A 12,056-nucleotide genomic window follows, 5' to 3' on the forward strand; every position below is an offset into this window, starting at 1 on the left:
CGTAGAAAAATTTTCAACAAAAACGCTTGACGCATTGCCGTTCCAAGCGAATAATGCGCGCCACTTGGCTACATAGCTCAGTTGGTTAGAGCATAGCATTCATAATGCTGGGGTCCGGGGTTCAAGTCCCTGTGTAGCCACCAAGTACTAAAAACGGCTTACCGAAAGGTAGGCCGTTTTTTTATGCGCGCAAAAAAACTCCCCAACTGTATTTTGACGCCCCCCAACCCCACTGTTAGTGTCCAGCCTCCCCTAAACACGGAGTGCCCCGATGCAACTGGACATCTACCAAGTCGACGCTTTCAGCCACCATCCCTTCGGCGGCAACCCGGCGGCGGTGTGCCCGCTCACTGAGTGGCTGCCCGACGCGCAACTGCAGCAGATTGCGGCTGAAAATAACCTCTCGGAAACCGCGTTTTTTGTACCTCGTGGCGAGTTCTATGAGTTGCGCTGGCTCACCCCGGAAGTTGAGGTGGACCTGTGCGGCCATGCCACGTTGGCAGCCGCGTGGGTATTGATCCACAAGTTGGCGGACGCCCCGCAGGTTCTGCGCTTTGCCACCCGTAGCGGCGAGTTGCGGGTAACCCGCAACGGCGATGAACTGGCGATGGATTTTCCAGCCAAGAACCCCGAACGCTGCGAGCCGCCCCATGGCATGTTGAGCGCCCTGGGGCTTGAAACCGCCGAGGTGTTTGGCACCGACGACTACATTGTGCTGGTGGAGGATGAAGCGCAGGTGGCGGCTCTTACACCGGACTTTGCGCGACTCAAGGGCCTGCCTAAACGTGGGATTGCGGTAACTGCCAAAAGCACTCGGTTTGATTTTGTCTCGCGCTGGTTCGGCCCGAATGTGGGCGTCAATGAAGACCCGGTTACTGGCTCGGCGCACACCTCGCTGGCACCGTTCTGGGCCGAGCGCCTGGGCAAATCGCAATTGAGCGCCGAGCAAGGTGGCCAGCGAAAAGGCCAATTGCGCTGTGAACTCCAGGGTGACCGGGTGATTATTTCCGGCAAGGCCGTGCTGTACATGCAAGGCACGATTTACCTGTAGAACGCAGTACCCCAAGGGCAACAGCACCTTCTCAACATGAACGGAGTTCAGCGCGTGTTTTTGATTTCCCGCCGCAGCCTGACAGTCATCGCCGCAACCCTGGCACTCGCAGCCTGCCACACGCCCGTCAACGAACAGCCACCGGCGCCAGAGCTGGGTTCGGGCTATCGCACCGACCTCAGCACCCGCCACGCCGAGCGCCATATGGCGGCGGCCGCCAACCCACTGGCCGCTGAAGCCGGGCGTGAAATACTGCGCCAAGGCGGTTCGGCCATTGATGCGGCGATTGCCATGCAAGCGGTATTGACCTTGGTGGAACCACAGTCGTCCGGCATCGGCGGCGGGGCATTCATCATGCTATGGGATGGACAACAGGTGCAGGCTTATGACGGCCGCGAAACAGCACCGGCCGGGGCGACAGAGCGTCTGTTCCTGACGGCCGACGGTACGCCGATGGCGTTCACGGATGCGCAGATTGGCGGGCGCTCGGTGGGCACGCCGGGCGTACTGCGCGCCTTGGAGATGGCGCACAAAAAGAGTGGCCACCTGCAATGGGCCAAGCTGTTCGAGCCGGCGATTCGCCTGTCGGAGCAAGGCTTCGCCGTTTCCCCGCGCTTGCACAGCTTGATCGCGGCTGACCGCTTTATCGCGCAATCGCCCGACATGGCGGCGTACTTCCTGAATGCGGATGGCTCGCCAAAAGCCACCGGTACACTATTGAAAAACCCGCCACTGGCCGCAGTGTTCAAGCGCATCGCCAAGGAAGGGCCGGATGCGCTATACCAAGGCCCGATTGCCGACGAGATCGCACGCAAGGTACAGGGCCATCGCAATGCCGGCAGCCTGTCCCAGGCCGACCTCAAGGGCTACACCGCCAAGCAACGCGCACCGCTGTGCACCGACTACAAACAATGGAAGGTCTGCGGGATGCCACCGCCCTCCTCGGGCGGGATTGCCGTGGCGCAGATCCTGGGGACACTGCAGGCGCTGGAAACCCGCGACCCGCGCCTGGCCATCGCCCCCATGACACCGATCAAGAGTGTCTCACCGGCCAGGCTTGAGCCGACACCCGAGGCGGTGCACCTGCTCGCCGAAGCCGGGCGCCTGGCCTTTGCCGACCGCGCGCTGTACGTGGCCGATGCAGACTTCACCCCCGTACCCGTCGCCGGCCTCGTCGCACCGAGTTACCTGGCGCAGCGCGCCACGCTGATCGGCGAACGCAGCATGGGCATCGCCAAGCCCGGCCAACCCGCCGGTATTCGGGTGGCGTATGCGCCAGACCGCTCGCCCCTGCGCATCTCCACTTCACAGGTGGTGGCGGTGGACGACCAGGGCGGCGCCGTGTCGATGACCACCACGGTGGAAGCAGCGTTCGGCTCCCACGTGATGGTCCAGGGCTTTTTGCTCAACAACCAGATGACCGACTTCTCATTCATCCCCGAAGAAAACGGCCAGCCGGTAGCCAACCGCGTACAACCGGGCAAACGCCCACGCTCGGCCATGGCCCCGACCTTAGTGTTCGACCGCAACACGGGCGAACTGCTGGCCACCGTCGGCTCCCCCGGCGGCTCGCAAATCATCGAGTACGTGAGTAAATCCCTGGTGGCCATGCTCGACTGGAAGCTCGACCCGCAGGCAGCCATCAGCCTGCCCAACTTCGGCAGCCGCAATGGTGCTACCGAGTTGGAAGCAGGGCTGTTCAGCCCGGCGCTGAAACAGGCGCTCAAGGACAAGGGCCACGCCCTGAGCGAGATCGAGATGACCAGCGGCGTGCAGGCCATCGTGCGCACACGGAATGCCCATGGCAAGGTGACGCTCAGTGGCGGTGCTGACCCTCGGCGTGAAGGTGAGGCGCTGGGTGACTGAGGGGTTTTGATTAACGGAGGATGCACAGTGCATAAAGCTCATCACCTCGACGCCCTCGCCGGAGTCGACCACGGTTTTTGCTCAATTGATGACCCGCTGCTCCCCCAGGATGTGTTCATCTGCAAACAGGTGCATAGCGCGTCGGTGATTGAGTGGGAGGCGGGCCAGGTGGCCAATACGGTTGAGGCGGATGGGGTGTTCACCCGGAGCCGGCAACCGATTGCAGTCATTACGGCCGATTGTTTGCCCATCCTGATTGCAGGCGGTGATCGGGTGGCCGCCATTCATGGCGGCTGGAAGGGCTTACAACGCGGAATTATCGGTAATGCCGTGCAGCTCTTTATCGACAAAGGCATTGCTGCAGAGCAGTTGCGGGTGGCGATTGGGCCTTCGATCAAGCCTTGCTGCTATGAAGTGAGCGCAACGTTTATAGCCGAGCTCCAGACCGATCAAGGCCATATGTGGCAGCACGGCCAAGCGCCCTGGAGCGTTGAGCAGCCGGCGCCTCTACAGCCCCCGTTCATCACACCGCCCCACGCCAGGCAAACGGGAAGTGCCTGGTTTGATTTGAGCGGGTATGGGCTGCTGTTGCTGCACGCGGCAGGGGTCAAGCGCGAGTATATCGAGGTGAGTGACGTGTGTACCTACTGTACCTCGCCGACGTTTGCCAGCTATCGCAGGAGGACGCATCACCCGGAAGAGCCGAAGACATTGATCTATTCGTGGATTGCTCGTACAAACTAACGATCAGACCTTACTCTTGCTCCCGCTGGGCTGCGCAGCATCCCCATCTTTGAACTAAAGCATCGCCTCAATATGACTGGGGACGCTTGGCGCCCCAACGGGAGCAAGCTCCCTCGCCACAGTTGCTCACCGGCCGTTGAGTCGAGCGCACCCAACAATCAGCGACTGATCTTCAACCCCTTGCGCCCCGCATGCCGCTCCAGCGCCAGCTCGACCAACCGGCTTACCAGCTCGCTGTAGCTCATGCCCGTCGCCTGCCACAGCTTGGGGTACATGCTGATGCGAGTAAAACCGGGCAGGGAGTTGATCTCGTTGATCAGCACTTCGCCGTCCTGCGTCAGGAACACATCCACCCGCGCCAGCCCGGCGCAGCCCAACACCTCAAACGCTTCGATGGCCAGGCGGCGAATGCGCTCGCTGGCTTCATGGCTGATATCCGCCGGCACCACCACCTGGGCGGCCTGGGCGTCGATGTATTTGCTGTCGTAGGAATAGAAGCCACTGCTCACCACGATCTCGCCACAACCGCTGGCGATGGGCTGGTCATTACCCAGCACGGCGCATTCGATTTCACGGCCCTGGACGGCGGACTCCAGCAGCACTTTTTCATCAAAGCCCAGCGCCAGTTCAACCGCGGCGCGGTACTCGGCTTCGTTGCCGACTTTGCTCACGCCCACAGAGGAACCCTGGTTAGCGGGTTTGACGAACATCGGCAAACCGAGCTTGTTCGCTGCCGTTTCAAAGGAGGTGCGCACCGCGTTGCGACGTGTAAGGGTGATGAACGGCGTGACAGCAATACCCGCGTCGCGCAGCAGGCGCTTGCTGATGTCTTTGTCCATGCACACTGCCGAGCCGAGTACGTCGGAGCCGACGAAGGGCAAGTCCGCCATGCGCAGCAAGCCTTGCAGGCAACCGTCTTCACCGAGGGTGCCGTGGACAATCGGGAAGATTACGTCGATGTGTTCCAGCACGCCCTGGCCGGAGGTTTCCACCACTTGCTGGCTGGCCTTGCCGGGCACCACCGCCAATTCACGGTTGGACTGGTTGAGGGCGATGAGTGCCGGGTTTTCCTGGTTGAGCAGGAAGTTCGAGGTGTCATTGAGGTGCCAGTGACCGGCCTTGTCGATACCGATCAAAACCGGCTCGAAGCGTGAACGATCAAGGGCATCGACAATGTTGCGTGCCGATTGCAGCGAGACCTCATGCTCAGCCGAACGGCCACCAAAAATAATACCTACCCGCACCTTGCTCATGACCCGGCCTCACTGTTGAAAGTAAGGCTTCTTACCATAGGCGGTCAGCGATTCGCTACCAGATGTGCACCGAATAACAGGTAGCAGCTCCCGGCAAAGCGGTCGAGCCACTTGCGCGAACGGCTGTAGAGGTTGGCCATGCGCTCGCTGGAAAACACCAGGGCTACGCTGGAGTACCAACTGAACGACAAGGTTGCCATGGTGATGACCGCCAGGGTCAGCAGCGCTGGCGATGGTGACGGCGGCATGGTCGAGGCGAAGGCTGTGGCGACGAACAGAGCGGCCTTGGGGTTGGACAAGTTGCCCAATAAACCGAAACGCCACGCGGAAAACAATGAACGTCGCGGCTCATCGGGCAACACCGTCTGCCCTGTGGTCGGCGCCGAGCGCTTGAACAGTTTCAGCCCAAGATAGATCAGGTAACAGCCGCCGATGATCTTGAACGCCAGGTACAGCATGGGCGCGGCGGTAAACAGCGACTTGATGCCCAGGCCACCCGCCAGCCCCCAGATAATCGTGCCCGTCGCCACCCCCGCCGACGCCACCACGCCGTGGCGCCGCGAACAACGGGCGGCCAACTGCGCCGTATTGAAGAAGTTGGGGCCGGGGGTCACCACGGCAACCGTCCACAGCAGGGCGAGCGAGACCAGCGGCGCCACATAGGCAGGGTTGAAAACATCCATGGAGGGTTCACCAGCGCAGTAGACGAACAGCGATCATAGGCCCCGGCAGACGCCTGCACAATCGTACAAGACCCCAGGCAGACAACCGCGGCAGACTCGGTTAACGTGTTTCCACCTCCTTCTGTGACAAGTCACCATGGGCAAACCCACCCACTCCCTCGACTGGCTGCACCGCGCCCCGCACGCCAGCGGCTTGGACCGTATCGAGGCGTACTTCGCCGGCTTTGCCTTCGACCCCCATCGCCATGACACCTACGCCATCGGGCGCACGTTGTTCGGCGTGCAGAGTTTTCATTATCGTGGCGGCACGACCCATAGCCTGCCCGGCACCACCATGGTGATCCACCCGGATGAAACCCATGACGGCCGCGCCGGCAGCGATGAAGGCTTCAAGTACCGGATGATTTATGTGGAGCCGGCGCTGATCCAGCAGATCCTCGGCGGCAAACCCTTGCCTTTCATTCCCGGCGGTTTGTCCACCGACCCACGGCTACACCGCGCCAGCGAAGTGCTGCTGCAAAGCCTGGATTGCCCGATTGACCCGATGCAAGAGCAAGACGCCATGTTCGACCTGGCCCAGGCGCTGAGCGAGGCATCCGGTGCCATCGTCAGCCGTAAATCCTTCGACTATGTGGCCGCCGAACGCGCCCGTGAATTCATCCACAGCGCCCTGGGCCGTAGCATCACCCTGGATGAAATAGCCGACCACGCCGACCGTGACCGCTGGGCCTTATCGCGGGACTTTCGTTTGTTGTTCGGCACCAGCCCCTACCGCTACCTGACCATGCGCCGGCTGGACCTGGTGCGCCACTTGTTAGCCCAGGGCCAATCGTTGGTGGATGCGGCGATGACCGCAGGCTTCACCGACCAAAGCCACATGACCCGCCAATTTCGCAGCACCTACGGCATGCCGCCGTCGCGTTGGGTGAAGATGCTCGGACGCTGAGTGCTGGGTTGGAATACGTTCAAACTGTGGGAGCTGGCTTGCCTGCGATGCAGACACCTCGGTGTATCAGGCACACCCTATTGATGCCATCGCAGGCAAGCCAGCTTGTATGGTTAGACTTGTAGGGGTGGTGGGACTAAAAGCCAGCATCTGACTCTAGCCAGTACAGACCGTGGGAGACTTCGCCCCACCCCTTCACCAAAGCGCCGATAAGGAATGCATCGGCCATGACCGACGATAGAAGCAAGCCAGCGCAATGGTGAAGCCCCGACAAGCCTGCAAACCCTAACCCGGAGCGTTTTTCATGGCAATGACTGTCTCGCAATCAATCATCGGTGTGGATGTCGCCAAGGCCGAAGTTGTGGTCTATCGAAGTGAAACGGCTGAAACAACGATCGTACCGAACAATAAACCTGAGCTGAAAACGTGGCTGAAGTCGTTGCCCGCAGGTAGTGCAATTGCAATTGAAGCCACCAATATCTATCACCTAGATACCGTCAACTTGGCTCACTCAATGGGTCACAAGGTTTATGTGATCGATGGATATCGACTGAATCACTACCGTAAAGGCACTGGTGGGCGCGCCAAAACAGACCTCAGCGATGCGCAGTTACTGGCTCGTTATTTGAGAAATGAACAGGCTGATTTGCGTGCCTGGAATCCGCCGCCGAAAATTTATACCAAGCTTCAAAGCTTGCTTCGCCGACGTGCCGCACTGGTGAAGATGCGTGTTGCACTGAACCAGAGCTGGGCAGGTGAGCCGTTGCTCAAAGCCTCGTCCAAGAGCATTTCATCTTGTCTTGATAGGCATGAAGCGCTCATTGAAAAACGGATATTAGCGGCTGGCACTGAAGCGGGTGTTTTGCATCAAGGCAGACGCTGCCAAGCCGGCGAGGGCATTGGCTTTCTTACGGCAGTTGCCTTGACCATGGCCTTTCAACGAGGAGAGTTTGAAAGTGCTGACGCTTACATCGCTTTTCTGGGAATGGACTTGAGGGTGTCCGACTCAGGGCAAATGAACGGACGTCGTTCTTTGAGCAAGAAAGGAGACTCAGAAATCCGCAGGTTGCTGCATAACGCGGCGTCAGCCGGTATTAGGTCAGAAGCCTGGAAGCCTTTATACGAGGGCTATCTGGCCAGGGGCCTGAAAACAACTCAAGCCCTGGTCATCATCGCCCGCAAGTTAGCGCGTATCGCCTTTTCGCTCATGAAAAATCAAAGCGAGTACCAATCAAAAGCGTTTTTTGGGGCTTCCCCCCAACCATAGAATCTCCCACAGTTGGATGAGGTCGTGTTGCTGGCATTTGGTCATGGTTTGTAAAGGGCCAGCAAGCCGTATCCCTTTAAATTGCAGGACGTTTCCGAGACAATCCCTGCCGCCTTGTGCCTGTTGGAATCGATGGCTAGTCTTCGGTCCGTCACTGGATTTCAGTGATCGGGTTTAGCAGCCCGAACTCAATAGGCACAGGTTCACCTATACGTTTATGGTAGCTGTGCGCGGGGCACTTTCGGGTGCGCCGGTTTTCCTATTGACCGGTCTGCTAACCCGCGTACAGCTGCCACCTTACGTTTAGCAGCGTAGGTGGTCGCTCCCTTGCTCAATAGGAGTTACACCATGACCAAAGCACTTCCCGATCCCCCCATGGATTGCCTAGTCGTCAACGAAGAGCTCAGCTTCGAAGACGCTCAACTCTATATTTCCCATCTGATCAACAGCGCATCGGCCACGGTGTGGGACTGTTGCGATCACCTGCAACCCCACGACCGCGCCCGAATCCATGCCGCATGGCACTTGCTGGAGATGGCCAAGACCGTGGTAAACCGCACCATCGAGTGCATGCCACGAACCTGAAGACACTACAAAACCCATGTGGGAGCTGGCTTGCCTGCGATGCAGACACCTCGGTACATCAGACACACAGAGGTGATGCCATCGCAGGCAATCCAGCTCCCACAATTGGGCTCTGTTGTATTCAAAAGCGGGTTTGGCGTCCGAACGTTCTCTTTAGCTCGACAGCTGATTGGCAAACTGCCCGACCGCACTCACCACCTTCTGCGCACCGTCTTGAATCTCGACGATCACGGTACCCGCCTCGGCCGCCAGGGCCAGGCCCTGCTCGGCTTGCGCACGTCCGTCGGCCATCAAGGCCACCGCGTCGCGGGCCATGTCCTGGTTCTGGCGCACCACACCGACAATTTCTTCGGTGGCTTTGCTGGTGCGTGACGCCAGTTGCCGTACTTCATCGGCCACCACCGCAAAGCCACGCCCCTGCTCACCGGCACGCGCCGCTTCGATGGCGGCGTTGAGCGCCAGCAGGTTGGTTTGCTCGGCAATGCCGCTGATGGTCTTGACGATGCTGCCGATTACTTGGGACTGGGCATTCAACGCCTCGATGCCTTCACCGGCCTGCTGCATGTGCTGGGCCAGGTCGCGCATCACGTCCACGGCCTGGGTGACCACGGTGGTGCCGCGCTGGGCGCTGTCGTCGGTTTGCAAAGAGGTGCTGTAGGCAATATTGGCGGCCTCGGCCACTGCCTGCTCGCGGTTGACCTGGTCGGTAATGACCGTGGCAAACTTGACCACTTTGTACAGCCGCTCATTGGCGTCCACCACCGGGTTGTAGGTGGCCTCCAGCCACACCAGGCGGCCGTGGCTGTCCACTCGTTTGAAGCGCGCGGCGACGAACTCACCGGCGTTCAGGCGCTTCCAGAACTGCTGGTATTCGGCACTGTTGTATTCCTGTGGCTCACAGAATATACGGTGATGTTTGCCTTCGATCTGCGCCAGGCTGTACCCCATGGCGCCGAGGAAGCGGTCATTGGCGGTGAGCACATGCCCGTCCAGGTCGAACTCGATCAACGCGGTGGAGCGCATTAGCGCGGTGATGAGGTTTTCATGTTCACGCGAACTCTCGATGGTGCGGGTAAGGTCGCTGGAGAACATCGAAAACTGCTTGATGCGCCCCTCCGAACTGCGCACCGGCTGCACGATTGAGCGCAACCAGGCTTCTTTGCCATTGCCACGCATCAGGCGCACGGCGCCGGCAAAGTGTTCGCCGCGGGCCAGCGCGTGCTTGAAGCGCAGTTGGAACTCGTCCTGGCGCACATGTGCCGGCACCAGGTCTTCGATCGCGCGCCCGACAATCTCGCCCAGCGAGTAAGCCAGTTCCTGCAGGAAGTTGGCATTGGCCCACTCCACACGACCTTCAGGGTCCAGTGTCAGGCAGAGCATTTCGTTTTCCAGGCTCTCTTTCACCTGGAGCAAGCTCGACAATTCTTCGCGCAGAGCGGTCAGCTCCTGCTTCAGGCCGGTATTGAACATGGGGCACCGTTAGGCAAGTGAGGTGGGTGTTCTAACTTGCATCGGCGCTGCCGGGGTTTTCTGAAGAGCGCTTGAGCCCTGGGCCGAACTATATTTTCAACCGCCATTGTTACGGCATACGCCCATGACCTGATATTCCAGGGTATTGAGCTTGCCGCTGGAGTCTTCATAGGTCATGCGCGACGGCACGACGTTGCACGAGCGGATCGGCGGCGTCACGTTGACGACCTTAGCAATGTCCAGGTCCATGCCATAGCGGTAAGCCTGGACCTCGGGCACCGGCTTGCCTTTTTTGATCGCGTAGGCGGCCATGGCTTTCTCATTGCGCTCCATCATCAGGGCAAAGGTGCGATCCCCGCCCCCTTCGGCCAGCGCGCCAAATGACAACACAGCCGTTAATACAGCCACACCTACTTTATAAAAGTTCATTGCGGTTTCCTCGACTGAAAAGTTCAGTGTCGAGATTAACCAACCCACCCTGACGCCAGGTTCACCAGAACATTACTTATTTGTTAGATGGCCGTTAGTTTCCAGAATTGTAATCTTCGCGCCATGCAGCTGTTATCCGTCGTTTGCAACTATCACCCAGGGCCAGATCAAAAAGAACGCCCGCCTCTATAAGAAGCTGATAACTGCCATCACCGAGGAGCGCATCATGAGCATTCGTCATTACACCCTTCCCTTTTCATTGATGGCCGCGTTGCCCCTGACCGCTGTGGCGGTGCAAGACACACCCGAGGGTTTTATCGAGGGCAGTCGCATCAACGTGCTGGCACGCAATTTCTACTTCAACCGCGATGACCGCAAAGGCCAGTCCAGCCCCACTGGCAATGGTTACTCCGAAGCCTGGGCCCAGAGCTTTATTGGCAAATTCGAATCCGGTTTTACCCAGGGCACCGTGGGTTTTGGTCTGGACGCGTTCGCCATGTACGGCCTTACGCTTGACTCGGGCAGCGGCCGCAGCGGCGGCAAAGGCTCGTTCGGCGTGCTGCCGGTGAACAGCGACAACCAGCCGGAAAACAGCTACAGCAAAATCGGCGGCGCGGCAAAACTGCGCGTGCTGGACACGGTGATCAAGGCCGGCGACGTGTTCCCACTCACCCCGGTGGTGGCCTACGGCGACTCTCGCCTGTTGCCCGAGAGCTTTCGCGGCGTCACCCTGCAAAACACCAGCCTGGAAGGCTTGAGCCTGCAAGGCGGGCGCCTGAGCGGCATGAGCCAGCCCAGTGAAAGCGGCATGAACAAAGGCTTTGCCACCTTCTATGCAGGCAAGGTCGACTCGCCCTGGATCGCCTACTTCGGCGGTGACTACCAGCTCAACAGCCATCTGGGTTTTAGCCTGTACAGCAGCCGCTTGAAGGACGCCTGGGACCAGTACTACTTCGGCAGCAATGCCAATTACGCATTGACCGATGACGTGTCATTGTTCGGCGACTTCAACTACTACAAGGCCGTGGACGAAGGCCAGAAACGGCTCGGCGAGTTCGACAACAACATCTGGAGCGCCAGGCTCGGGGTCAAGGTCGGTGCCCACAGCCTGGCCGTGTCCCACCAACGTAACAACGGCGACGATGATTTCGACTACCTGCGCCAGTCAGACTCGATCTTCCTCAATAACTCGATCCAGTACAGCGACTTCAACGCGCCCAAGGAACGCTCATGGATGGTGCGCTACGACCTGGACATGCAGGCGTTCGGCATTCCCGGCCTGTCGTTCATGACCCGCTACGGCAAAGGCACCGGCGCCGACTATAGCAACGCCAATGCCGTGTATATGCGCCGCGATGCAGCGGGTAACCCCTTGACCGATCAACGCCGTTGGGAACGGGATATCGAGGCCAAATACGTGGTGCAAAGTGGACGCTTGAAGGATTTGTCCCTGCGCTTGCGCCAGGCCACCGTGCGCTCCAGTGCGTTTGAGTCAGACCTGGAAGAAGTTCGTCTGATTGCCGAATACCCATTGGTCGCGCTGTAGCCCTTACATTCGCTCGCGATTAACTAACATCTGTTCACAAATAGCCGGTTATCAAAATTGTAATATTGGCCTCAGCTTCTCGTTAAGTGGAACTTTCTATACTCGCTTCAACTTATTCACCGAGCACATTCATCTCTGAAGCTTTTGTGTAGCTCCTTTGGAAAGAGATGAATTTTTAACGCCCCGCTTGGGGCGTTTTTTTTGCCTGCGGTGCGG

11 protein-coding genes, 1 tRNA gene and 1 pseudogene are annotated in these 12,056 nt (G+C 59.2%); 8 read left to right on the plus strand and 5 right to left on the minus strand.

Going from position 1 to position 12,056, the window contains the following annotated elements:
* Nucleotides 1–66: 66 nt before the first annotated feature.
* The 4 genes from CER19_RS22680 (at nt 67) to CER19_RS22695 (ending at nt 3,661) form a co-directional block, all read left to right on the plus strand.
* A tRNA-Met gene (locus CER19_RS22680) sits at nt 67–143 on the plus strand.
* A gap of 128 nt (nt 144–271) precedes the next feature.
* Complete coding sequence (locus tag CER19_RS22685; RefSeq protein WP_116668064.1) at nt 272–1,051, plus strand: PhzF family phenazine biosynthesis protein; 780 nt, start codon at nt 272–274, stop codon at nt 1,049–1,051.
* Between the two features lie 36 nt (nt 1,052–1,087).
* Nucleotides 1,088–2,917: a gamma-glutamyltransferase gene (gene ggt / locus CER19_RS22690; protein WP_116668065.1), complete on the plus strand. Its 1,830-nt coding sequence runs from the start codon at nt 1,088–1,090 to the stop codon at nt 2,915–2,917.
* 27 nt (nt 2,918–2,944) lie between these two features.
* Complete coding sequence (locus tag CER19_RS22695) at nt 2,945–3,661, plus strand: polyphenol oxidase family protein (protein WP_116668066.1); 717 nt, start codon at nt 2,945–2,947, stop codon at nt 3,659–3,661.
* 158 nt (nt 3,662–3,819) lie between these two features.
* Here the strand turns inward: CER19_RS22695 and ddlA are convergent, their stop codons facing one another.
* Nucleotides 3,820–4,914 carry a D-alanine--D-alanine ligase gene (gene ddlA / locus CER19_RS22700; RefSeq protein ID WP_116668067.1) on the minus strand — a complete coding sequence of 365 codons (1,095 nt, stop codon included), beginning with the start codon at nt 4,912–4,914 and terminating at the stop codon, nt 3,820–3,822.
* Nucleotides 4,915–4,958: 44 nt separating this feature from the next.
* A complete protein-coding gene (locus tag CER19_RS22705; RefSeq protein ID WP_116668068.1) occupies nt 4,959–5,597 on the minus strand; it encodes a LysE family translocator in 639 nt (212 codons plus the stop codon).
* 136 nt (nt 5,598–5,733) lie between these two features.
* Here CER19_RS22705 and CER19_RS22710 point away from each other — a divergent pair, with 136 nt between their 5' ends.
* The 3 genes from CER19_RS22710 to CER19_RS22720 all read left to right on the plus strand — a co-directional run bounded on the left by CER19_RS22710 (nt 5,734) and on the right by CER19_RS22720 (nt 8,395).
* Nucleotides 5,734–6,543, plus strand: a complete 810-nt coding sequence (locus CER19_RS22710; RefSeq protein WP_116668069.1) for an AraC family transcriptional regulator — start codon at nt 5,734–5,736, stop codon at nt 6,541–6,543.
* Nucleotides 6,544–6,847: 304 nt separating this feature from the next.
* Nucleotides 6,848–7,810: an IS110 family transposase gene (locus CER19_RS22715; protein WP_116668070.1), complete on the plus strand. Its 963-nt coding sequence runs from the start codon at nt 6,848–6,850 to the stop codon at nt 7,808–7,810.
* Between the two features lie 348 nt (nt 7,811–8,158).
* Nucleotides 8,159–8,395: a hypothetical protein gene (locus CER19_RS22720; RefSeq protein WP_003188310.1), complete on the plus strand. Its 237-nt coding sequence runs from the start codon at nt 8,159–8,161 to the stop codon at nt 8,393–8,395.
* A gap of 153 nt (nt 8,396–8,548) precedes the next feature.
* Here the strand turns inward: CER19_RS22720 and CER19_RS29480 are convergent, their stop codons facing one another.
* From CER19_RS29480 to CER19_RS22735, 3 genes and pseudogenes are all read right to left on the minus strand, one after another.
* Nucleotides 8,549–8,980 (minus strand): methyl-accepting chemotaxis protein, encoded by a 432-nt coding sequence (locus tag CER19_RS29480; protein WP_370712620.1) that lies wholly within the window; start codon nt 8,978–8,980, stop codon nt 8,549–8,551.
* 108 nt (nt 8,981–9,088) lie between these two features.
* Nucleotides 9,089–9,865 (minus strand): annotated as a pseudogene (locus tag CER19_RS29485) (PAS domain-containing protein); the annotation flags it as partial.
* A gap of 96 nt (nt 9,866–9,961) precedes the next feature.
* Entirely contained in the window at nt 9,962–10,294 is a 333-nt protein-coding gene (locus CER19_RS22735; protein ID WP_003188305.1) for a DUF2790 domain-containing protein, read from the minus strand.
* Between the two features lie 226 nt (nt 10,295–10,520).
* Here CER19_RS22735 and CER19_RS22740 point away from each other — a divergent pair, with 226 nt between their 5' ends.
* Complete coding sequence (locus CER19_RS22740; RefSeq protein WP_116668072.1) at nt 10,521–11,840, plus strand: OprD family porin; 1,320 nt, start codon at nt 10,521–10,523, stop codon at nt 11,838–11,840.
* Nucleotides 11,841–12,056: the final 216 nt, after the last annotated feature.

This window comes from Pseudomonas sp. GL93 (assembly GCF_003408955.1).
Taxonomy (GTDB): Bacteria; Pseudomonadota; Gammaproteobacteria; order Pseudomonadales; family Pseudomonadaceae; genus Aquipseudomonas; species Aquipseudomonas paracarnis.